Below are 21,332 nucleotides of genomic sequence, written 5' to 3'. Positions count from 1 at the left end.
GGCTGGTCGGCGGTGTTCACGGCGGTCGCGACGAGCGGCATCGTGTTCGCGTTCAACGGCTTCCAGAGCCCGATCAACCTCGCGGGCGAAGCGCGCAATCCGTCGAAGAGCATTCCGTTCGCGGTCATCGGCTCGATCGTCTGCGCGCTGGTGATCTACGTGCTGCTGCAGATCGCGTATATCGGCGCGGTGTCGCCTTCGGACGTCGCGAAGGGCTGGAACCTGTTCAACTTCAAGTCGCCGTTCGCGGAACTCGCGATCGCGCTGAACCTGAACTGGCTGGCGATCCTGCTGTACGTCGACGCGTTCGTGAGCCCGAGCGGCACCGGCACGACCTACATGGCGACGACTTCGCGCATGATCTACGCGATGGAGCGCAACAACACGATGCCGGCGATGTTCGGCAACGTGCACCCGTTCTACGGCGTGCCGCGCCAGGCGATGTGGTTCAACCTGGTCGTGTCGTTCATCTTCATGTTCTTCTTCCGCGGCTGGAGTTCGCTGGCGGCGGTGATTTCGGTGGCGACGGTGATCTCGTACCTCACCGGCCCGATCAGCCTGATGGCGCTCAAGCGCGCCGCCACCGACATCGAACGTCCGCTGACCGTGCCGTTCATGAAGGTGATCGCGCCGTTCGCGTTCGTCTGCGCGTCGATGATCCTGTACTGGGCGAAGTGGCCGCTGACCGGCGAAATCATTCTGCTGATGGTTGTCGCGCTGCCGGTGTACTTCTACTTCCAGGGCAAGGAAGGCTGGGCCGGCTGGGGCCAGGATCTGAAGGCCGCATGGTGGCTGTGCGCCTACCTGCCGGTGATGGCGATCCTGTCGCTGATCGGCAGCAAGCAGTTCGGCGGCCACGATCTGATTCCCTACGGCTGGGACATGCTGGTGGTCGCGATCATCTCGCTCGGTTTTTACTACTGGGGTGTGAATTCGGGTTATCGCACGCCGTATCTGGAAGAGCGTAAGGAACACGACGAAGTGCTCGAAGGTATCGGCGCTCATTAATCGCCGAAATAAGCACCGATCCAGAAAAAAGCCCGCCTGAAGCGATTCAGGCGGGCTTTTTTGCGTCTACAGCGCTAACCCGGTCACTGAGCCGAAGCCGACCCGAACACGTAATTCGTCATCGCCAGCGCGCGCTGGTAGGTGCCGAGCGACTGCACGCTGAGCGTGTAATCGTCGTCGGCGGCCCCGAGCGCGGCGAAGACGGGCAACAGATGCTCGTCGGTCGGGTGCATCAGGACCGCGTGCGGTGCCTGACGGCGATAGTCGAGCAGGGCGTCGATGTCGCGAGCGGCAAGACGCGACTCGAACCAGTCGGTGAATTCGGCCACGCGCGGGTCGGCGTCCTCGGGGCGTGCCGAAAAGTCGGCCTGGCGCAGGTTATGCGTGATCTGGCCCGAGCCGACCACCATCACGCCCTCGTCGCGCAGTTCGCGCAGCGCGCGGCCCACCGCGAAGTGATACGCGGCGTCGGCGTGCGGCTGGATCGAAAGCTGGGCGACGGGCACATCGGCGTCCGGGAACATCAGCAGCATCGGCACCCAGGCGCCATGGTCGAGGCCGTGGACCTCTTCATCGACTTCCACGCCCTGCGCGCGCAACAGCGCCGCCGCGCGCTGTGCGGTTTCGGGCGCGCCGGGCGCGGGGTACTGGATCTCGTAGAGTTCGCGCGGAAAGCCATAGAAGTCGTGGATGGTTTCGGGTTGCGTCGCCGTGCTGACGGCCGGCCGCTGCGTGTACCAATGTGCCGACAGCATCAGGATCGACTTGGGACGCGGCAGATGCTGCGCCAGCGCGGTGAAGCCTTCGCGCGGCATGGCGGGGTCGATCGGCAGCGTGGGCGCGCCGTGCGAGAGGAAAAGCGTGGGGGTGCGGGTGGTCATGATCGTGAGCCGCGCAAAGCGGCCGGAAAGTTTCGCATTACGATCAATATAAGACTTAACCCGCAGGCATTAAACAGCGCGCAGCGGATTTGATTGTGTCGCCCATGTTGATAATGGGCCGAGAGCCTATTGAGCGCGAAATCGGGCCAATTCAGTCGGCAGTGCCGCGCAATCCCGGCCACGCGGGCGCGAGCGCCGGGCCGAGCGCAAACAGGTCGAGCACACGCGCGACCGTATGATCGACCATCTCGTCGATCGACGCGGGCCGGCTGTAGAACGCGGGCAGCGGCGGGAAGATCACGCCGCCCATTTCCGTCACGGCGGTCATGTTGCGCAGATGCGCGAGGTTGAACGGCGTTTCCCGCACCAGCAGCACGAGGCGGCGGCGCTCCTTGAGCGTGACGTCGGCGGCGCGGGCGATGAGATTGTCGGAGAGGCCGTGGGCGACGCTGGCGAGCGTCTTCATCGAGCAGGGCGCGACGATCATGCCGTCGGTCGCGAACGAGCCGGAGGCGATCGTGGCGCCCACGTCGCGCACCGAATGGACGACATCGGCGCGCGCGTGGAGGTCTTCCTTGCTGAGCTGCAGCTCGTGCTGGATATTGAGCCAGCCCGCTGCCGAGATCAGCAGATGCGTCTCGACGCCGCCCAGGCGCCGCAGCGTTTCGAGCATGCGCACGCCGTAGATGGCGCCCGTGGCGCCCGTGATCGCGATGATCAGACGGCGTGGAACGCCCGACGGGACGGCAGACGTGGCGTTCACGCGAGACAAAACCGCGTTTAAGCGGCTGCGAACAGTTGTTGCAGTTCGCCGTTCTGGTACATCTCCATCATGATGTCCGAACCGCCGACGAATTCGCCCTTCACATAAAGCTGGGGAATGGTCGGCCAGTTCGAGAATTCCTTGATGCCCTGGCGGATCTCGTCGTCTTCGAGCACGTTGACCGTCTTGAGCTGCTCGACGCCGCAGGCTTTCAGGATCTGCACGGCGCGGCCGGAGAAACCGCACATCGGAAACTGCGCGCTGCCCTTCATGAAGAGGACGACGGCGTTTTCGTCGACGATCTGCTTGATGCGCTGTTGGGTGTCCATGTCTGACCTTGGCTTGCTTGAATGAGGTTGATGCGGAATACGTGGGATACAGAACGAAATGATAGCGGATTTCGCCCGCGCGGGCCGGGCGTGCCGAGGCGATCCCCGGCCCGCGCTAGCCGCCGAAGCGAGCGCCGCTGATGCGCTCGATGCCTGCCAGATCCCGTTTCGAGGCGACCTCGGCGAAACCGCGTGCGTCGAGCAGCGCGCGCACGGCCGCCGCCTGATCGTAGCCGTGCTCCATCCAGAGCACGCCACCCGCGACGAGGCGTGCCGGTGCGCCTTCGACGATCGCGCGCAGGGCGGTGAGGCCGTCGGATTCGTCGGTGAGCGCGCCGCGCGGCTCGAAGCGCAGGTCGCCCTGATCCAGATGCGGGTCGCCGTTCGCGATATAGGGCGGGTTGCTGACGATCACGTCAAAGCGTAAGGCCGGGTCGAGCGCGTCGTACCAGCTGCCTTCGATCAACGTGAGCGCGCCGCCCGCGCGCGCGGCGTCGAGCAGCTTCGCCGCATTGCGCGCGGCCACGCCAAGCGCCCCTGACGACCGATCGACGGCCCACACGCGCGCATCGGGCCGAGCCGAGGCGATCGCCACCGCGATCGCGCCGCTGCCGGTGCCGAGATCGAGCACGCGCGGCTGCGCCATGCCTTCCATCGCCGCGAGCGCGGTTTCCACCAGCAATTCGGTTTCCGGGCGCGGAATCAGCACGTCGGGCGTGACCTCGAAGTCGAGGCCGAAGAACTCGCGCGCGCCCACGAGCTGCGCGATCGGCTCGCCCGCCGCGCGGCGCGATTCGAGCGCGCGATACGCGGCCACGCGCGCAGCGTCGAGCGGCTGATCGCCCCGCGTGATGAGTTCGGTGCGGCGCCAGCCGAGTACGTGCATCAGCAGGATGCGCGTCTCCAGCGCGGGCAGCGGCGAGGCGCGCAGCAGGGCGTCGGCGGTGACTTGCGGTTCGCTCACGATGTCAGCGGCGCTCAATCCGCATCGCCGAGCGACGCGAGCTGTTCGGCCTGATGCTCGGACACCAGCGCGCCGATCAGTTCGGCGAGATCGCCGTCCATGATCGCTTCGAGGCGATAGAGCGTCAGGTTGATGCGGTGATCGGTGAGACGCCCTTGCGGGAAGTTATAGGTGCGGATGCGCTCCGAGCGGTCGCCCGAGCCGACGAGGCTCTTGCGCGTGGCCGCTTCCTTGGCGTGCTGCTCCTGATACTGCTTGTCCTTGATGCGCGCGGCCAGCACCTTGAGCGCGCGATCCTTGTTCTTGTGCTGCGAGCGGTCGTCCTGGCATTCGACGACGATGCCGGTCGGCATGTGCGTCACGCGCACCGCCGAATCGGTCTTGTTGATGTGCTGGCCGCCCGCGCCCGAGGCGCGGAAGGTGTCGATGCGCAGATCGGCGGGATTGATCTCGACTTCGCCGATTTCATCGGCCTCCGGCATCACCGCGACCGTGCACGCCGAGGTGTGGATGCGGCCTTGTGTTTCCGTGGCGGGCACGCGCTGGACGCGGTGGCCGCCGGATTCGAACTTGAGCTTCGAATAGGCCGCCTCGCCCGCGATGCGCACGATCACTTCCTTGTAGCCGCCCAGATCCGACTCGCTCGCCGACATCATCTCGATCTGCCAGCGGTTGCGTTCCGCGTAGCGCAGATACATGCGCAGCAGATCGCCCGCGAACAGCGCGGATTCGTCGCCGCCCGTGCCCGCGCGGATTTCGAGGAACACGTTGCGGTCGTCGTTGGGGTCCTTCGGCAGCAGCATCATCTGCAACTCGTGCTGGATCTGAGCCATGCGCTCGCGCGCGGCCTTCACCTCGTCCTCGGCGAAGTCGCGCATCGAGGCGTCGGACAGCAGGTCCTTCGCGGCCGCTTCGTCATCCAACGCCCGTCGCCACTGCGCGTAGTGCTCGACCACCGGCCCGATTTCCGCGTGCTCGCGTGTGAGCTTGCGGTACTGGTCGCGGTTGGACGTCACATCGGGACGGCTCAACAGGTCGTTTAGCTCGGCCAGGCGTGTCGTCAGCTGGTCGAGCTTCGATTGCATGCTCGTTTTCATCGGGCGGTGCGGAGCGGACTCCGGTCAGGACTGCGGGAAAGGATAGGCGGGCGGGAACCCTGGCGTTGCCGCGCAAATGCCATGCGCGGACGTCTGGTGCGGCGAGTGCCGCTAACGGTCCGAAGAGCCGGACGCGTCGGATGATTCGTCGGAATTCGAGGCTTGCACCGAGGCCTGCTGCGTGGGCGCTTCGCCGCCCCTGGCCGGCTGGCCGTGGCGGTAGAAGCCGCTCATCAGCTCGATCAGCGAGTCGCGGCTCTCGCCGCTCGACGTGTTGAGCGCGTGCGTCGGGCCGTGAATCAGCTTGTTGGTGAGCGCCTGCGACAGCGCTTCGAGCACGGCGGACGGATCGTCGCCGCGCGCGAGCATCTTGCGCGCGCGATCGAGTTCGGTGCGGCGCAGCGCGTCGGCTTGCGTGTGCATGTGGCGGATGACCGGCACGATGCTGCGCGAGTCGAGCCACTGCATGAAATTCGCCACGCGTGTTTCGATAATGGTTTCGGCCTGCGCGACGGCCGCCTGGCGCGAGGCATTGCCTTCGCGCACGATCGTGCCGAGATCGTCGACGGTATAGAGGAACACGTCTTCGAGCTGGCCGACTTCGGCTTCGATATCGCGCGGCACCGCGAGGTCGACCATGAAGATCGGGCGGTGCCGGCGCGCCTTGACGGCACGCTCGACGGCGCCCAGACCGATGATCGGCAGCGTGGAGGCCGTGCACGAAACGATGATGTCGAACTCGTGCATGCGCGCGGGCAGCTCGGAGAGCGGAATCGACTTGCCGCCGAAACGTTCGGCAACGTAGCGGCCGCGCTCGGCGGTGCGGTTGGCGACCACGAGTTCGCGCGGCTGCTGCGCGGCGAAGTGGGCAGCGCACAGCTCGATCATTTCGCCCGCGCCGATGAACAGCACGCGCTGGTTGGCGATCTTGTCGAAGATGCGCTGCGCGAGACGCACGGCGGCGGCGGCCATCGAAACTGATTGCGCCCCGATTTCCGTGCTGCTGCGCACTTCCTTCGCCACGGCGAAGGTGCGCTGGAACAACTGATTCAGATAGGTGCCGAGCGCGCCGGCCTCGGTGGCGGTGCGCACCGCCGTTTTCATCTGGCCGACGATCTGCGTTTCGCCGAGCACCATCGAGTCGAGGCCCGACGCCACGCGGAACGCGTGACGCACGGCTTCGGACTGCGGCAGGGTGTAGACGTGCGGCGCGAGTTCTTCGGCGCGGATGCCGTGGTAGTGCGAGAGCCATTCCACCGCGGAGTCGCGCGACGCCTGCGCGTCGGTCGCGCAATAGAGCTCGGTGCGGTTGCAGGTGGACAGGATGGCAGCTTCGGGCGCGCTGAGCGTGCGCTTGCCGCCGGTCCACGCTTCCTTGAACAGGGCGAGAGCCGGCTTGATCTGTTCGAGCGGAAACGCCACGCGTTCGCGCAAGGCGACGGGCGCGGTGTGGTGATTGATTCCGATCGTTAGAAGCTGCATACCATGGGGCGAAGATTTAGGCGGATATTATAACTTTTCCGCGCTTCTGACATTGGCGTCGGCAATGTCAGTATCGTCCCCAGTATTAATCGGCAGTCTTTCGAGTTGATATCCGTAGCCGTATAACGTGGTTAAGCGCCAGCCGTACTCGGGGCCGAGCTGCAATTTGCTGCGCAGCCGCGAGGCGTGAGTATCGAGCGTGCGCGACCGAACGTCGCGGTTCAGATTCCAGACGGTTTCCAGAATGCGCGCCCGTGAAACGGGGCGCGATGCGTTGGTGAAAAGCAGCAGAGCGAAGCGAAATTCCTTGGGCGTGAGCGTGACGCTATGGCCCCTGAAAGTGACCGCGTAGCGCGCCGAATCGAATTGATAGTCGCCAAAGCCATAGTGCGCGCGGTTGCGCGGGCGTCGCACGCCGGCGCGGCGCAGCAAGGCGTCGATGCGCGCGAGCATTTCGGGGCCGCGCACGGGCTTGGCGATGCAGTCGTCGGCGCCGGCCTGCAGGCTCGCGACGATCTCGCTTTCGTGCGGCGAAGCCATCAGCACGATGGCGGGCAGCCCCGGCAGCAGGCGGCGCGCGCGCGGAATGAGTTCGTCGCCGCCGAGGTCGCCGCACCAGTAGGCCGCAATCAGGAGGTCGAAGGCGTCTTCTTCCAGTGCTTCGACAAGTGGGGCGCCGTGAGGGAAATAGCGGCAGGCGTGACCGCCTGCGATGAGCAGGCGTTCGATGATTTCAGCCTGGCGCGCGTCAGGTTCGACAAGAGCGATTCGCATAGGGGGAGTGCAGCCGGGGCGGGTCGGGTGTGCTTGGCTTGCCTTGCGTCATCCCGCCCCCTACACTCAACCGCTACGCGGGAAGCGCCGAGCCGACCGTTTTCCAGTAAAAATACTGTTGTAAATGAGACCTAAGAATGCTATTCGCCGTCCCCCCGCAGTCCTATAGGACTCGTCTGAAAATCCTTAGGACAGGGCGCTAATGGGCTGGCCAGGCATCGTCGTGCTCGGACTCGCCATCGGCTTCGCGGGATGGCTGCTGCATCCCCAGCGTCGCGCCGCCGGGCCGGCTGGCCGCGCGCTCGTGCTCGCCATCGTCGCCGCGCTCGCTGGTGCCGCGCTCGCGAAGGCGGCAGGCCGCGCCACCGGTCTCTTCTACGACGGCGAATTGCTCGAATGGCCGGTCTGTACGGCTGTCGCGTTCGTCTTCGTCGTGGTGTCGATGGCGCTGCGCGCACGCCGCTGACAGATCTCACATTCCCGCTTACAGCGCCCCCCACATACGCAGAACACGCGCATCACAACTCTCGCAGGTGAAAACATGAACGCCCGACTCCCCGATACGTCCACCACTCCCGAGCGCATTGCCGCGCTGCGCGCCGCGATGGCCGCCGCGAGCGTGGACGCCGCCCTCGTGCCGTCCGCCGATCCGCACCTCTCCGAATATCTGCCGCGCCGCTGGCAGGGCCGCGAATGGTTGTCGGGCTTCACCGGCTCGGTGGGCACGCTGGTCGTGACGAAGGATTTCGCGGGCGTGTGGGTCGACAGCCGCTATTGGGTGCAGGCCGAAAACCAGCTCGCGGGCACCGGCATCGAACTGATGAAGATGACGGCCGGCCAGCAGAGCGCGCCGCACATCGCCTGGCTCGCGCAGAACGTGCCGGCAGGCGGCACGGTCGCCGTGGACGGCGCGGTGCTGGGCGTGGCGTCGGCGCGCGCGCTGGCCGATGCGCTCGAAGCGCGCGGCGTGGCGCTGTGCACCGATGTCGATCTGCTCGACGCGGTCTGGAGCGGTCGTCCCTCGCTGCCTGTCGAGCCCGTGTACGAGCACGTCGCGCCGCACGCCGACGCGCAGCGCCCGGCCAAGCTCGCCCAGGTGCGTGGCGCGATGCGCGAACTGGGCGCGCAGTGGCACTTCATCTCGACGCTCGACGATCTCGCGTGGCTCTTCAACCTGCGCGGCGCCGACGTGAACTACAACCCGGTGTTCGTCGCGCACGCGCTGATCGGGCCGGACGATGCGACGCTCTTCGTCGCCGAAGGCAAGGTGAGCGCCGAACTCGCGCAAGCGCTCGCGCGCGACGGCGTGCGCGTGGCGCCTTATGCGCAGGCCGTCGCGGCGCTGGCCGAGCTGCCCGAGGGTGAAACGCTGCTGGTGGACCCGCGCCGTGTGACGCTGGGCGTGCTGGAGACGGTGCCGGCGACGGTGAATCTCGTCGAGTCGCTCAACCCGAGTACCGCTCTGAAGTCGCGCAAGAGCGCCGTGGAAGCGGAACACGTGCGCGCCACCATGGAGCAGGACGGCGCGGCGCTCGCGGAATTCTTCGCGTGGTTCGAAGCCGCACTGGGCCGCGAAACCATCACCGAACTCACCATCGACGAAAAGCTCACCGCCGCGCGTGCGCGCCGGCCGGGCTATGTGTCGCTGTCGTTCGCGACGATCGCGGGCTTCAACGCCAATGGCGCGATGCCGCATTACCGCGCGACCGAACAGTCGCATAGCACGATCGAAGGCGATGGCCTGCTGCTGATCGACTCGGGCGGCCAGTATCTGGACGGCACGACCGACATCACGCGCGTGGTGCCCGTGGGCACGCCGAGCGCCGAACAAAAGCGCGATTTCACGCTGGTGCTCAAGGGCATGATGGCGCTCTCGCGCGCGCAATTCCCGCGCGGCATCCGCTCGCCGATGCTCGACGCCATCGCGCGCGCGCCGATCTGGGAAGCCGGCGCGGACTACGGCCACGGCACCGGTCATGGTGTGGGCTACTTCCTCAACGTCCACGAAGGCCCGCAGGTGATTTCGCACTACGCGCCGGCCGAGCCGTGGACGGCCATGGAAGAGGGCATGATCACGTCGGCGGAACCGGGCATCTACCGTCCGGGCAAGTGGGGCGTGCGCATCGAAAACCTCGTGCTGAACCAGAGCGCGGGCAAGACCGAATTCGGCGATTTCCTCAAGTTCGAGACGCTCACGCTTTGCCCGATCGACACGCGCTGTATCGATCTGGCGCTGTTGCGCGAGGACGAGCGCGCATGGCTCAATGCCTACCACCAGACGGTTCGCGCGCGCGTCTCGCCGCACGTGAGCGGCGACGCGCTGGCGTGGCTCGAAAAGCGCACGCAGCCGATCTGATCTCTCTTAACGGCAGCGCAAATACGGAGCGCAGACGCATGGCGATCAAGGCAGTGGTGTTCGACTTCGGCGGGGCGCTGGTGGATTGGAGTCCCGAGTATCTCTATCGCAAGCTGATTCCCAACGACGACGAACGCCGCTGGTTTCTCACCCACGTCTGCGCGATGGATTGGGTCGTGCGGCAGGACGGCGGCGAGCCGATCGCGGTCGGCACCGAAGAACTGGTCGCGCGCTTTCCCGGTCATGAGCAGTTGATCCGCGCGTTCTACGAGCGCTGGCACGAGATGATCGGCGGTCTGCTCGAAGGCGGCGTGGCCACTTTCGAGCGGCTGGAAGCGGCGAACGTGCCGATCTTCGGCCTCACGAACTGGTCGGCGGAAACTTTCCCGTGGGCGTGGGAGCGCTTCGGCATCCTGCGCCGTTGCCGCGATGTCGTCGTGTCGGGGCGCGTGAAGCTCGTGAAGCCCGATCCGGCGATCTTCCACGAGATGTTCCGCCGCATCGAGGCGCAGTTGCCGGGTGTGCTGCCCGGCGAGATCGTTTTTATCGACGACAACGCGCGCAACGCCGAAGCCGCCACCGCGCTCGGCTGGCATGGCGTGCATCACACGAGCAACGCCAGTACCGACGCCAGGCTGCGCGAACTCGGCCTGCCGGTTTAATCCTCGATTATTTCGCTGCCGGCACGCCGAACAGATTGTGCAGCGCGTCGGCGATGCCCTTCGCGGTTTGTCCCGCGCCCTGCGCCACGCCTTGCGCGCTCACCCCGAGCGCCTGCGCAAATCCCGTCCGCAATTCGGTCATCACGCTCTCGTTGAGCTTGAACTTCGGATCGTGCAAATCTCCGTCGAGTACGAAATGCAGCGTGATGTCGCCCTTGTGCGACTTGAGCGCGGCAACGGCCGCGCGCGTGGGAATCGACAGGAAGGAGTCGAGCGGGTCGCTGCTTTCGGCCAACTGCAGATGATGAAGCGTGACGGTGCCCGGCGCGTGCAGGCGGTAGCCGCGCACGGTCGAGGTGAGGTCGAGATCGAGCGTGCCGCCCGTGACGTTGGCCTTCGCGCCGGCTTTCTTCAACAGATAGGGATCGAGCATGACGATGTCCACGCCGCGCAGCGTCGTGTGCGTCTGCGAGTCCTTGCTCGCGAGGCGCATCGTGCCGTCGAAATTCACATGGCCGGTGTGCGCCGGACCTTTGAGCGCGCCCGTCACCGCAATGTGCGTGGGTTCGTCGAGCGCGGGCAGATGCACGTCATCGACATTGGCGTGCGCGTCGCTCACCGTCACGCGCCACGGCGGATTGCTCACGGAACGGTCGTAGAACACGAAAGCGCCGTCGTCCAGAACGATGTGGTCGATCAGCTTTTCGCCCGGCAGATCGGTGCCGCTGGAAGGCGCCGAAGCCGCCGATGCTGTATTCGCCGCTTCCATCTCGCGCCGCAGATTCGGCAGGATTTCGATCGAACCGTTCTGACGGCGCAGGACCGTCATCGTGAAGTCGCTCACATGGATTTCGCGCACGTGCACATGATGCGAGAGCAGCGCGCGCAGATCGGGCGTGACGGTGATGCGCCGCGCGCGCAGCATGTCGGCGGTGGGCCAGTCGGGCGGCGGCTTCAGGCGCACGTCGGTGAGTTCGACGGAGGTGAGCCAGAAGGCCACGTCGATGCGCGACGCCGTGCCGATGGGGGCGAGCGCCGCTTCCACGCGCGCCTTGGCCTCGCGCTGAAGCGCATACAGACCGGAGAGCGCGAGCACGACGAGCGCCGCGATCACGATCGCGACGATCAGCATGATGCGGGGAGCCGGGCGTTGGCGATTCGGCATCGACATGCGGAGCACCTTGGCGTGGAGAGAGCGGGCCGATAGCGGCGGCTATTGGCGTCAAGCGTAGCGCGCTTCGCGCAACCGCCGTGCCGCGCGCGGCTCAGGAACGACAACGGCGGCCCGCGGGCCGCCGTTGTTCGCTATCGATCTCGCCTGCTTACTGGATGATTAGCGGCTGATCGGCTTGTAGCGCAGACGCTTCGGACGCGCGGCTTCTTCGCCCAGGCGCTTGATCTTGTCGGCCTCGTATTCCTGATAGTTGCCGTCGAAGAACGTGACCTGCGAGTCGCCTTCGAACGCCAGGATGTGCGTGGCGATACGGTCGAGGAACCAGCGATCGTGCGAAATCACCATGACCGAGCCCGCGAATTCGAGCAGCGCGTCTTCGAGCGCACGCAGCGTTTCGACGTCGAGGTCGTTCGACGGTTCGTCCAGCAGCAGGACGTTGCCGCCCGAAATGAGCGTCTTGGCCAGATGCAGACGGCCGCGCTCACCACCCGACAGATTGCCGACGATCTTCTGCTGGTCGCCGCCCTTGAAGTTGAAGCGGCCGATGTACGCGCGCGACGGCGTTTCGTACTTGCCCACGGTCAGCACGTCCGCGCCGCCCGAGATTTCCTCGAACACGGTCTTGTTGGCGGCCAGCGCGTCGCGGCTCTGGTCCACGTACGCGAGCTTGACCGTCGGGCCTTGCACGATTTCGCCCGAATCCGGCTGCTCCTTGCCCGTGAGCATACGGAACAGCGTCGACTTACCCGCGCCGTTCGGCCCGATGATGCCGACGATCGCGCCCGCCGGAATCTTGAAGCTCAGGTCGTCGATCAGGAGACGGTCGCCGTACGACTTGCTGACGTTCTTGAATTCGATGACTTCGTTGCCCAGACGCTCGCCCGCCGGAATGAAGATTTCCTGCGTTTCGTTGCGCTTCTGGTAATCCGTGCTCGACAGTTCCTCGAAGCGCGCGATACGCGCCTTCGACTTGGCCTGACGGCCCTTCGGGTTCTGGCGCACCCACTCCAGTTCCTTCTTGATGGCCTTTTGACGCGCGGATTCCGTCGCTTCTTCCTGCTTCAGGCGCTCTTCCTTCTGGTCGAGCCAGCTGGAGTAGTTGCCCTTCCAGGGAATGCCGTGGCCGCGGTCGAGTTCGAGAATCCACTCGGCGGCGTTATCCAGGAAGTAGCGATCGTGGGTCACGGCGACGACCGTACCCGGGAAACGCGTGAGGAACTGTTCCAGCCACTCGACCGATTCGGCGTCCAGGTGGTTGGTCGGCTCATCGAGCAGCAGCATGTCCGGCTTTTCGAGCAGCAGCTTGCACAGCGCGACGCGGCGCTTCTCACCGCCCGACAGATTGCCGATCTTGGCGTCCCATGCGGGCAGGCGCAGCGCGTCGGCGGCGATTTCGATCTGCTGTTCCGCGCTGCCGTCGGTCGTCGCGAGGATCGCTTCGTACTTCGCCTGTTCTGCGGCCAGTGCGTCGAAGTCGGCGTCCGGTTCCGCGTAGGCGGCGTAGATCTCGTCGAGCTTCTTCTGCGCGCCGAACACGTCGCCCAGACCCTCTTCGACGGCTTCGCGCACGGTCTTTTCGGGGTCGAGCTGCGGTTCCTGCGGCAGATAACCGATGTTCAGGTTGGGCATCGGCGTGGCTTCGCCTTCGATGTCCTTGTCCACGCCGGCCATGATCTTGATGAGCGTGGACTTGCCTGAGCCGTTCAGGCCGAGCAGGCCGATCTTCGCGCCCGGGAAGAACGACAGCGAGATGTCTTTCAGGATCTGGCGCTTGGGCGGCACGATCTTGCCGACCCGGTTCATGGTGAAGACGTATTGGGCCATGAGAGTGTCTTTGGAAACGGAGAAAAAGGGGGGCGGGACGCGGCATTGGCCGCGGTCAATCCGCTCGACGGCGTGTCATTGCGCCGCCGCGCGGAATGCGCAAACCGCTATTGTACGGGGCGCGCGTGGCGCGGGAGAGACGCATGGCTGGCGGCGCGTTTCGGATTGCGTTAAAGCCCGTTTCAAAGCCACTGCGCGACGCCGCCGTGGCGCGAGCAGGTGCCGCGGTGATGGCGGCTGAAGCTGTAGGTGCCGTCGCGGCATTGGGCGCTCGCGCCTTCCGGCACGCGGCCCGAGCGCGAATGCGCGGGCGAGTGGACGGATTGGCCGTCGCGGTTCACGTAGCCGTTGTGGTTGTCGAGGTCGGATTCGTCGGGCGTGGTGTAGCTGCCGGGCGAGGGCTGGAAGGCGAAGGCGGATGCCGGCGCGATCAGGCAGAGCGCGAGAAGCGCGGCGCCGATAGTGCGTGAGGTGCGTAAAAACGGGGTGTGGCCTCTCATTGTTCTTGTCTCTCGTATCGTTGTTCTGGTGCTGCCGGCCTGCGGGGCGCAAAAAAGCCCGCTCGAAAGCGGGCTTTCCTCATGCGCGTAGCGCGGCCTCGTGTCTTACACGTTGAACAGGAAGTTCATCACGTCGCCGTCGTGCACGACATATTCCTTGCCTTCGGCGCGCATCTTGCCGGCTTCCTTCGCGCCGGTTTCGCCCTTGAACTGGATGTAGTCGTCGAACGCGATGGTCTGCGCGCGGATGAAGCCGCGCTCGAAGTCGGTGTGGATCGCGCCGGCGGCTTGCGGTGCCGTATCGCCCACGTGGATCGTCCACGCGCGCACTTCCTTCACGCCCGCCGTGAAATACGTCTGCAGGCCGAGCAGCCTGAAGCCCGCGCGGATCACGCGGTCGAGGCCCGGCTCTTCCATGCCCATATCGGCGAGGAATGCGGCCTTGTCCTCGTCGTCGAGGTCGGCGATTTCCGCTTCGATCGCCGCGCACACGGCGACGACCGGCGCACCTTCGGCTTCGGCGTGCTTGCGCACGGCGTCGAGGTACGGATTGTTTTCGAAGCCGTCGTCCTTCACGTTGGCGACGTACATCGTCTTCTTCGCCGTGATCAGGCAGAACGGCTTGAGCAGCGCCTGTTCGTCTTCGTTCAGGTCGAGCGCGCGCACGGGCTTGGCCTGATCGAGCTGCGCGCGCACTTTTTCCAGCACGGCGACGAGCTTCCCGGCTTCCTTGTCGTTACCCGATTTGGCGGCCTTCGAGTAGCGCGTGAGCGACTTTTCGATGGTGCCGAGGTCGGCCAGCGCGAGTTCGGTGTTGATGACTTCGATGTCGGCGAGCGGATCGACCTTGCCCGCGACGTGAATCACGTTCTCGTCCTCGAAGCAGCGCACGACGTGCGTGATCGCATCCGTTTCGCGGATATTGGCGAGGAACTGGTTGCCCAGACCTTCGCCCTTGCTCGCGCCCGCGACCAGACCGGCGATGTCGACGAACTCGACCACGGCCGGCACGACGCGCTCGGGCTTGATGATTTCGGCGAGCGCCTTCAGACGCGGATCCGGCACTTCCACGACGCCGACGTTCGGCTCGATCGTGCAGAACGGATAGTTTTCAGCCGCGATGCCGGCCTTGGTCAGTGCGTTGAAGAGGGTGGACTTGCCGACGTTAGGCAAGCCGACGATGCCGCATTTGAGGCTCATGAAATTCTCTGCATGTCAGGGTGGCGACGTGCGGCTCGCCGGGGTCGGGCGTGAGCCGCAGGGCCGGATGGCACGAAAATGCACGTCAGGGGCGTGACGCGAAGTCACGAAAACCGTAATTGTAACCTCGTCCGCACGCCGCTTTGGCGACGGCTGTGGCGCGAGGCGCCAGCACGGAAAAGGGCGCGATCTCCAGGCCGCGCCTGGGCGCGCGCCGGGCGCCTGCGACAAGTCGGCGCGAGCGCTTGCCGCAACGCAAGCACCGGCCATCCGGGCTGCCCATCCGGCCCTGTCAGACAAGGCCCCACGGCTATAATGCGCGGATGACTGCAAGCAACCAGACCTTTGACGTCGCCGTGATTGGCGGCGGCCTCGTCGGCAAGTCGGCGGCGCTGGCGCTGACCCAGAACGGCCTGCGCGTGGCGCTGCTCGCGCAACCTTGCGCGCCGCTGCCGCACGGCGCGCTGTTCGACGCGCGCGTGTATGCGTTCTCGCGCAGCTCCCAGGCGCTGTTCGAGCGGCTGCGGGTCTGGCAGGCCGTCGATGCCGCGCGGCTCACGCCGGTCTACGACATGCGCGTGTTCGGCGACGCCGCCGCTGAATTGCACTTCTCGGCGTATCAGGCGTCGGTCTCGCATCTCGCGTGGATCGCCGAATCGTCGCTGGTCGAGCGCGCGCTCGATTCGGCGCTGCATTTCCAGCCCAATCTCACCTGGATCGATTCGCGCGCGCAGACGCTCGACCTCCAGCCCGACGCCGCCGTGATCGGCCTCGCCAACGGCCGCACGATCCAGGCCGATCTGGCTGTCGGCGCCGATGGCGCGCATTCGTGGGTGCGGGCGCAGATCGGCTCGAAGGTCGAGCGCCGCGATTACCGGCAGACGGGCGTGGTCGCGAATTTCCGCGCGCAGAAGCCGCACGGCGAATGCGCGTACCAGTGGTTCAAGGACGGCGAGATCATCGCGCTGTTGCCGTTGCCCGATCAGCATGTGTCGCTGGTGTGGTCCGCGCAGACGGAGCACGCCGAAGCGCTGCTCAAGCTCGAACCCGAACAGCTCGCCGCCGAAGTCGAGCGCGCCACCCAAAACCTGCACGGCGCGCTCGAATGCGTGACGCCCGCGCGCGGTTTCCCGCTCTCGCTGCAAACCGTCGATCGGCTGATCGCGCCGCGCGTCGCGCTGGTGGGCGACGCCGCGCATCTGATTCATCCGCTCGCGGGGCAGGGCGTCAATCTGGGCCTGCGCGACGTGGCCGCGCTCGTCGATGTGATCGCGCGGAAAGAAGCGTTTCGCGATCTGGGCGACACCGTGCTGCTGCGCCGTTACGAACGTAGCCGCCGCGAAGACATTCAGAAGCTCGTGGTCGCCACGGACGGTCTGCAGCGCCTCTTTGCCGTGCCGGGCACGATCGCGCGCGCGGTGCGCAACACGGGCATGGCCTTCGTCGGCGCGCAGCCGCTCGTCAAGCGCTGGCTGGTTGCGGCCGCGCTTGGCTAAGTCAACCGGCCGACCTACTGGGCATTTGCGTTGCTGCCCGCCCCAAGCGGCTTAGAATGACGGATCAGGCAGTGTCAGCCAAAGGCGGCCAGCAAGATCCAGCCCCTTCGATCCGCACCCAGCCCGAATTTCACCTGGAACGCGTCGCCCATCGCGCGCCGCGTTCCCGAATCAGGAAAGCATTCCATGCAAAAGCGTATCCGCATTGCCGCGCTCGTCGTCGCGGTGGCCGCCTCGGTGCTCGGCTGCCCGGCGCAGGCCGACCAGACCACCGACAAGATCAAGGCTGCGCTGCAGCAACGTCTGGGCGTCGATGCCGGCGACATCAAGGGCATCCAGAAAGCGCCCGTCGCCGGTCTGTACGAGGTGAATCTCGGCACGCAGATCATTTATAGCGACGTGAACGGCGACTACGTGCTGACAGGCGATCTCGTCGATACCAAGGCGCACCGCAATCTGACCGAAGCGCGTCTGGCCGAACTGAACAAGGTGGACTTCGCCAGGCTGCCGTTCGAGAACGCGGTGAAGGTGGTGAAGGGCAACGGCAAGCGCACGATCGCGGTGTTCTCCGATCCGAACTGCCCGTACTGCCATCAACTGGAGACCACGCTCAAGTCGATCGACAACGTGACGGTCTACACCTTCCTGTACCCCGTGCTCTCGGACGACTCGACGGCCAAGGCCAAATCGATCTGGTGCTCGACGGACCGCGCGAAGGCGTGGGAATCGTGGATGGTGGACCGCAAGGCGCCCACGGCTTCGGGCAGCTGCAACACGGCCGCGATCGACAGCAACCTGAAGCTGGGCGCGAAGATGAACGTGACCGGCACGCCCACCGTGATTCTGGCCGATGGCCGCCGCCTGCCGGGCGCGGTCAGCGCCGACCGGCTCGAAAGCGAGCTGAGCGCCGCGCACTGACGCCTCGCCCGAACCCGCCGGCCGCTTTCGCGGCCGGTGCTTTTTTGTCCACCGGATTATTTGTCTGCCCGCGATTTGCACGCGCGCGCGCCACGAGCGCAACGCCTTGCGTTTCGCAGGACCCGACGCCCACCGAACGCCACTCCATTCCGCCGATGAAGCCGATCCGATACACCATCGTCCCGAAGAACCCCGCCGCGCATCTGTTCGAGGTGACGCTTACCATCGAAGACCCCGCGCCGGACGGTCAGTGCTTCATGCTGCCCGTATGGATTCCGGGCAGCTACATGGTGCGCGAATTCGCGCGCAACATCGTCACGCTGCGCGCGACCAACGAAGCGGGCCGCAAGGTGCGCGTCACCAAGACCGACAAGCATTCGTGGCAGGCCGCGCCCGTGAAGGGCGCGCTCACGCTGCGCTACGAAGTCTATGCGTGGGATATGTCGGTGCGCGCCGCGCACCTGGACGATACGGGCGGTTTCTTCAACGGCACGAGTGTGTTTCTGTCGGCGCTCGGCCATGAGGAGGCGCAGCACGTCGTCGATATCCGGCGTCCGGACGGGCACGCGTTCCGCCACTGGCGCGTGGCCACCGCGCTGCCGGAGGCGCGCGGCACCAAGCGCTATGGCTTCGGCGACTACGCGGCGGCGAACTATGACGAGCTGATCGATCATCCGGTGACGCTCGGCGAATTCACGCTCGCGAGCTTCAAGGCGCATGGCGTGCCGCACGACATCGTGATTGCGGGCCGCGTGGTGGCGCTCGATACCGAACGCCTCGCGAAGGATCTGCAGAAGATCTGCGAAGCGCAGATCGCGCTGTTCGAGCCGCGTACGAAGCGCGCGCCGATGGAGCGCTACGTGTTCATGACGCAGGCCGTGAGCGACGGCTACGGCGGCCTTGAGCACCGCGCCTCGACCGCGCTGATCTGCAACCGCACCGATCTGCCCGTGAAGGGCAAGGCGGAGATGACGGACGGCTACCGCACGTATCTGGGCCTGTGCAGCCACGAGTACTTCCACACCTGGAACGTCAAGCGCATCAAGCCCGCCGCGTTCGTGCCGTACGACCTCACGACCGAGGACTACACCTCGCTGCTGTGGCTGTTCGAAGGCTTCACGTCCTATTACGACGATCTGATGCTGGTGCGCAGCGGCCTCATTTCCGTCGATGACTACTTTGGCCTGGTCGGCAAGACCATCGGCGGCGTGCTGCGCGGCGCGGGACGTTTGAAGCAGAGCGTCGCGGAAAGCTCGTTCGACGCATGGGTCAAGTACTACCGTCAGGACGAGAACGCGGCCAACGCCATCGTCAGCTATTACACGAAGGGCTCGCTCGTCGCGCTCGCCTTCGATCTGGCGATCCGCACGGAAACGAGCGGGCGCAAGTCGCTCGACGATGTGATGCGCCTGCTGTGGCAGCGCTACGGGCGCGACTTCTATCGCGGCAAGCCGGTGGGCGTGGGCGAGGACGACGTCGAAGCGCTGATCGCCGAGGCAACCGGCGTGGACCTGGGCGCGCTGTTCGCCGATGCCGTGCGCGGCACGCGCGATCTGCCGCTCGCGACGCTGTTCGAGCCGTTCGGCGTGAAGCTCGAAGGGGAGCCTGAGCGCGGCGCGAAGCCGTCGCTGGGCGCGCGCCTGCGTGGCGGCGCGGAGGCCGCGCTGGCCGTGGTGTACGAAGGCGGCGCGGCGCAGAAGGCCGGACTGTCGGCGGGCGACGTGCTGATTGCGCTCGACGGCCTGCGCGTGACGGGCGGCAATCTCGACACGCTGCTGTCGCGCTATCAACCGGGCGCCAAGGTGGACATCCACGCGTTCCGCCGCGACGAACTGCGCGTCGCGCGCCTGACGCTGGACGCGCCGGACATCGCGCGCTACAAGCTCAGCGTCACCGACAAGCGCCCCGCGTCGCGCACGCTGCGCGATCGCTGGCTGGCGGCTTGAACAGGTATTCGCGCTACGGCTGAAGGCGAGCGGGCGCTCCCCAGCCGAGGAAAAACGCACGAAGCGGCGAGGTCGATCCGGCCCCGCCGTTTTTTTGTTCCTGAGATTGTTCTATCGTTGCAACAATCCGTCATCGGCGGGCTACTTTTTCGGGGCGCAGCAAAAAAACACAATGGCTTCACTCGCGCAACGTTGCGCAAACCGACCCCGAAGGAGTGACCATGACCACGATCCTGCAAATCAATTCCGCCGCCCGCTCGCAAGGTGCCCAGTCGACGCTGCTCGTCAACGAATTGACGGCCAAGCTGCAACAATCGAATCCGGGCGCGCAAGTCGTCACGCGCAACCTGCAGGCCGATCCGCTGCCGCACCTGGACGACAGCGTTCTGGGCGCGTTCTTCACGCCAGCCGAGCAGCGCACGCCGGAACAGCAGGCCATCGCCGCACGCAGCGAAGCCCTGATCGCCGAACTGCAAGCCGCCGACATCGTCGTGATCGGCGCGCCGCTGTACAACTTCGGCATCTCGTCGCAACTGAAGACGTACTTCGACTGGATCGCCCGCGCAGGCATCACGTTCCAGTACACGGCGAACGGCCCCGAAGGCCTCGTGAAGGGCAAGAAGGTGTTCGTGGTGTCGGCTCGCGGCGGCAAGTATCAAGGCACGGCGCACGACAGCCAGACGCCGTACCTGAAGTCGTTCCTCGGCTTCCTTGGCATGACCGACGTGAACTTCATTTACGCCGAAGGCCTGAACATGGGCCCGGACGCAGCCAGCGCAGCGCTCGCCAGCGCGCGCGAAGCCATCGCAGCGGCTTAAGTCTCTGCGTCAGCGTTGCCGCGCTTCATTGCGCGGTATGCTGAGCCCCCAAGGAAAAACGCCACGAAAGCGATTTCGTGGCGTTTTTTATTGTGGGTGTGAAGCGCGGCGTCGCTCAAGCGAGCACTTCGCCGACCTCGGGCAAACGCCAGTCGATCGGCTGGCGGCCATGCGCCTGCAGGTATTCGTTCGCCTGCACGAAATGCCCGCAGCCGAGAAAGCCGCGATGCGCCGACAGCGGTGACGGATGCGGCGCTTCCAGCACGGCATGCTCGCCGGTGCCGAGCAGCGCGCGCTTGTTCTGCGCGTGCGCACCCCAGAGCATGAAGACGAGATGCCGGTGACGCGTGGCGAGTTCGTGGATCAGCGTATCGGTGCAGCGCTCCCAGCCGCGTTTCGCGTGGCTCGCGGCGTTCGCGCGCTCGACGGTCAGCACGGTGTTGAGCAACAGCACGCCCTGACGCGCCCAGGCGTCGAGGCAGCCGTGCGCGGGCGCGTCGATGCCCAGGCTCGCCGCGATTTCCTTGAACATATTGCGCAGCGACGGCGGCGGCCGCACGCCCGGCGGCACCGAAAACGCCAGGCCATGCGCCTGCGGTGTGCCGCGATCCTCGCCGTGATACGGGTCCTGGCCGAGGATCACCACTTTGACGTCGTCGGGCGAGGTAAGGCGCAGCGCGCGGAACACATCGGCGGGATAGACGGTCTTGCCGGCGGCGCGTTCGGCATCGACGAACTGGCAGAGCGGCGCAAAGGCGTCGCTCGCGATGAACGGATCGAGCAGGTCGCGCCACGCGGCGGGCAGGGCGGCGAACTGGTCTTCGAGGCGAGCGGGCGCGGCGGTCTGGGTCATGATCTGGGCGGGAACGTCTTGTGGCGTCGTGTTTGCCGCAGCGCTTGTGGAAGCAGGCTGCGGAAACTCGTCATCCTCGAAAAGCGAAAAAATCGTGATCTGGCGCGGGTCGACTTCAGGTACGGGCGGTTCGTCCAGGATGGCCTGAATAGTATCGGGCCAGGCGTCGTCAAAGAGCGAGGTTTGCACCGGCGTCGCGGCGCGCGTGCGTTTCGTGGATGTCATGGGCGGGAAGTGTCGCAGCAAACGCGCGGCGGTTCAATGCGGCGGGCGCGGCGTGGGGCGCT

General features: G+C 66.0%; 20 protein-coding genes. 8 read left to right on the top strand and 12 right to left on the bottom strand.

Going from position 1 to position 21,332, the window contains the following annotated elements; translation table 11 throughout:
• On the top strand, positions 1-1,008 hold a 1,008-nt coding region (locus tag B0G62_RS30065; protein WP_146055385.1), incomplete at its 5' end, for an APC family permease.
• A gap of 83 nt (positions 1,009-1,091) precedes the next feature.
• Here B0G62_RS30065 and B0G62_RS30060 read toward each other — a convergent pair.
• The 7 genes from B0G62_RS30060 to B0G62_RS30030 all read right to left on the bottom strand — a co-directional run bounded on the left by B0G62_RS30060 (position 1,092) and on the right by B0G62_RS30030 (position 7,298).
• Positions 1,092-1,889 carry a DODA-type extradiol aromatic ring-opening family dioxygenase gene (locus tag B0G62_RS30060; protein WP_103707811.1) on the bottom strand — a complete coding sequence of 266 codons (798 nt, stop codon included), beginning with the start codon at positions 1,887-1,889 and terminating at the stop codon, positions 1,092-1,094.
• A 151-nt stretch (positions 1,890-2,040) separates the two neighbouring features.
• Positions 2,041-2,652: a UbiX family flavin prenyltransferase gene (locus B0G62_RS30055; protein ID WP_103707810.1), complete on the bottom strand. Its 612-nt coding sequence runs from the start codon at positions 2,650-2,652 to the stop codon at positions 2,041-2,043.
• Positions 2,653-2,669: 17 nt separating this feature from the next.
• Entirely contained in the window at positions 2,670-2,981 is a 312-nt protein-coding gene (gene grxD, locus B0G62_RS30050) for a Grx4 family monothiol glutaredoxin (protein WP_103707809.1), read from the bottom strand.
• A 115-nt stretch (positions 2,982-3,096) separates the two neighbouring features.
• Positions 3,097-3,963 (bottom strand): peptide chain release factor N(5)-glutamine methyltransferase, encoded by an 867-nt coding sequence (gene prmC, locus B0G62_RS30045; RefSeq protein ID WP_167401370.1) that lies wholly within the window; start codon positions 3,961-3,963, stop codon positions 3,097-3,099.
• Entirely contained in the window at positions 3,960-5,042 is a 1,083-nt protein-coding gene (prfA, locus tag B0G62_RS30040; RefSeq protein ID WP_103707808.1) for a peptide chain release factor 1, read from the bottom strand. The genes prmC and prfA overlap by 4 nt, the downstream gene beginning before the upstream one ends.
• Before the next feature lie 111 nt (positions 5,043-5,153).
• Positions 5,154-6,524 carry a glutamyl-tRNA reductase gene (gene hemA / locus B0G62_RS30035; RefSeq protein ID WP_103707807.1) on the bottom strand — a complete coding sequence of 457 codons (1,371 nt, stop codon included), beginning with the start codon at positions 6,522-6,524 and terminating at the stop codon, positions 5,154-5,156.
• A 27-nt stretch (positions 6,525-6,551) separates the two neighbouring features.
• On the bottom strand, positions 6,552-7,298 hold the full coding sequence (locus B0G62_RS30030; RefSeq protein WP_103707806.1) for a response regulator transcription factor: 747 nt from the start codon (positions 7,296-7,298) through the stop codon (positions 6,552-6,554).
• Positions 7,299-7,500: 202 nt separating this feature from the next.
• Here B0G62_RS30030 and B0G62_RS30025 point away from each other — a divergent pair, with 202 nt between their 5' ends.
• The 3 genes from B0G62_RS30025 (at position 7,501) to B0G62_RS30015 (ending at position 10,316) form a co-directional block, all read left to right on the top strand.
• Positions 7,501-7,764, top strand: a complete 264-nt coding sequence (locus B0G62_RS30025; RefSeq protein WP_103707805.1) for a hypothetical protein — start codon at positions 7,501-7,503, stop codon at positions 7,762-7,764.
• 75 nt (positions 7,765-7,839) lie between these two features.
• Entirely contained in the window at positions 7,840-9,654 is a 1,815-nt protein-coding gene (locus tag B0G62_RS30020; RefSeq protein WP_103707804.1) for an aminopeptidase P family protein, read from the top strand.
• Between the two features lie 38 nt (positions 9,655-9,692).
• Positions 9,693-10,316 (top strand): HAD family hydrolase, encoded by a 624-nt coding sequence (locus B0G62_RS30015; RefSeq protein ID WP_103707803.1) that lies wholly within the window; start codon positions 9,693-9,695, stop codon positions 10,314-10,316.
• Positions 10,317-10,323: 7 nt separating this feature from the next.
• On the opposite strand, the gene B0G62_RS30010 is transcribed toward B0G62_RS30015, so the two are convergent.
• The 4 genes from B0G62_RS30010 to ychF all read right to left on the bottom strand — a co-directional run bounded on the left by B0G62_RS30010 (position 10,324) and on the right by ychF (position 15,014).
• Positions 10,324-11,487 carry a DUF748 domain-containing protein gene (locus B0G62_RS30010; RefSeq protein ID WP_103707802.1) on the bottom strand — a complete coding sequence of 388 codons (1,164 nt, stop codon included), beginning with the start codon at positions 11,485-11,487 and terminating at the stop codon, positions 10,324-10,326.
• A 162-nt stretch (positions 11,488-11,649) separates the two neighbouring features.
• Entirely contained in the window at positions 11,650-13,314 is a 1,665-nt protein-coding gene (gene ettA, locus B0G62_RS30005; protein WP_103707801.1) for an energy-dependent translational throttle protein EttA, read from the bottom strand.
• A 182-nt stretch (positions 13,315-13,496) separates the two neighbouring features.
• Positions 13,497-13,814, bottom strand: a complete 318-nt coding sequence (locus tag B0G62_RS30000; protein WP_103707800.1) for a DUF3761 domain-containing protein — start codon at positions 13,812-13,814, stop codon at positions 13,497-13,499.
• 105 nt (positions 13,815-13,919) lie between these two features.
• On the bottom strand, positions 13,920-15,014 hold the full coding sequence (gene ychF / locus B0G62_RS29995) for a redox-regulated ATPase YchF (RefSeq protein ID WP_103707799.1): 1,095 nt from the start codon (positions 15,012-15,014) through the stop codon (positions 13,920-13,922).
• A 323-nt stretch (positions 15,015-15,337) separates the two neighbouring features.
• On the opposite strand from ychF, the gene B0G62_RS29990 reads away from it, so the two are divergent.
• The 4 genes from B0G62_RS29990 (at position 15,338) to B0G62_RS29975 (ending at position 20,192) form a co-directional block, all read left to right on the top strand.
• The gene (locus tag B0G62_RS29990; RefSeq protein WP_103707798.1) at positions 15,338-16,510 is read left to right on the top strand and encodes a UbiH/UbiF family hydroxylase; all 1,173 of its coding nucleotides are present in this window, start codon (positions 15,338-15,340) and stop codon (positions 16,508-16,510) included.
• 186 nt (positions 16,511-16,696) lie between these two features.
• Positions 16,697-17,428, top strand: coding sequence for a DsbC family protein (locus B0G62_RS29985; protein ID WP_103707797.1), 732 nt, complete (start codon positions 16,697-16,699; stop codon positions 17,426-17,428).
• Positions 17,429-17,583: 155 nt separating this feature from the next.
• Complete coding sequence (locus tag B0G62_RS29980; protein WP_103707796.1) at positions 17,584-19,374, top strand: M61 family metallopeptidase; 1,791 nt, start codon at positions 17,584-17,586, stop codon at positions 19,372-19,374.
• 221 nt (positions 19,375-19,595) lie between these two features.
• Positions 19,596-20,192, top strand: coding sequence for an FMN-dependent NADH-azoreductase (locus B0G62_RS29975; RefSeq protein WP_103707795.1), 597 nt, complete (start codon positions 19,596-19,598; stop codon positions 20,190-20,192).
• A 115-nt stretch (positions 20,193-20,307) separates the two neighbouring features.
• Here the strand turns inward: B0G62_RS29975 and B0G62_RS29970 are convergent, their stop codons facing one another.
• Complete coding sequence (locus B0G62_RS29970; RefSeq protein ID WP_103707794.1) at positions 20,308-21,270, bottom strand: uracil-DNA glycosylase; 963 nt, start codon at positions 21,268-21,270, stop codon at positions 20,308-20,310.
• Positions 21,271-21,332: the final 62 nt, after the last annotated feature.

This window comes from Paraburkholderia eburnea, from assembly GCF_002917095.1.
GTDB lineage: Bacteria > Pseudomonadota > Gammaproteobacteria > Burkholderiales > Burkholderiaceae > Paraburkholderia > Paraburkholderia eburnea.
Note: the sequence above shows the minus strand (reverse complement) of the source record. Positions and strands in the feature narration are given on the sequence as shown.

Excerpts from the sequence above, each read along its gene's own strand:
- B0G62_RS30060 (WP_103707811.1), bottom strand. The coding sequence starts at position 1,889 with ATGACCACCCGCACCCCCACGCTTTTCCTCTCGCACGGCGCGCCCACG.
- grxD (WP_103707809.1), bottom strand. The coding sequence starts at position 2,981 with ATGGACACCCAACAGCGCATCAAGCAGATCGTCGACGAAAACGCCGTC.
- prfA (WP_103707808.1), bottom strand. The coding sequence starts at position 5,042 with ATGAAAACGAGCATGCAATCGAAGCTCGACCAGCTGACGACACGCCTG.
- hemA (WP_103707807.1), bottom strand. The coding sequence starts at position 6,524 with ATGCAGCTTCTAACGATCGGAATCAATCACCACACCGCGCCCGTCGCC.
- B0G62_RS30030 (WP_103707806.1), bottom strand. The coding sequence starts at position 7,298 with ATGCGAATCGCTCTTGTCGAACCTGACGCGCGCCAGGCTGAAATCATC.
- B0G62_RS30025 (WP_103707805.1), top strand. The coding sequence starts at position 7,501 with ATGGGCTGGCCAGGCATCGTCGTGCTCGGACTCGCCATCGGCTTCGCG.
- B0G62_RS30020 (WP_103707804.1), top strand. The coding sequence starts at position 7,840 with ATGAACGCCCGACTCCCCGATACGTCCACCACTCCCGAGCGCATTGCC.
- B0G62_RS30015 (WP_103707803.1), top strand. The coding sequence starts at position 9,693 with ATGGCGATCAAGGCAGTGGTGTTCGACTTCGGCGGGGCGCTGGTGGAT.
- B0G62_RS30010 (WP_103707802.1), bottom strand. The coding sequence starts at position 11,487 with ATGTCGATGCCGAATCGCCAACGCCCGGCTCCCCGCATCATGCTGATC.
- ettA (WP_103707801.1), bottom strand. The coding sequence starts at position 13,314 with ATGGCCCAATACGTCTTCACCATGAACCGGGTCGGCAAGATCGTGCCG.
- B0G62_RS30000 (WP_103707800.1), bottom strand. The coding sequence starts at position 13,814 with ATGAGAGGCCACACCCCGTTTTTACGCACCTCACGCACTATCGGCGCC.
- ychF (WP_103707799.1), bottom strand. The coding sequence starts at position 15,014 with ATGAGCCTCAAATGCGGCATCGTCGGCTTGCCTAACGTCGGCAAGTCC.
- B0G62_RS29990 (WP_103707798.1), top strand. The coding sequence starts at position 15,338 with ATGACTGCAAGCAACCAGACCTTTGACGTCGCCGTGATTGGCGGCGGC.
- B0G62_RS29985 (WP_103707797.1), top strand. The coding sequence starts at position 16,697 with ATGCAAAAGCGTATCCGCATTGCCGCGCTCGTCGTCGCGGTGGCCGCC.
- B0G62_RS29980 (WP_103707796.1), top strand. The coding sequence starts at position 17,584 with ATGAAGCCGATCCGATACACCATCGTCCCGAAGAACCCCGCCGCGCAT.
- B0G62_RS29975 (WP_103707795.1), top strand. The coding sequence starts at position 19,596 with ATGACCACGATCCTGCAAATCAATTCCGCCGCCCGCTCGCAAGGTGCC.
- B0G62_RS29970 (WP_103707794.1), bottom strand. The coding sequence starts at position 21,270 with ATGACATCCACGAAACGCACGCGCGCCGCGACGCCGGTGCAAACCTCG.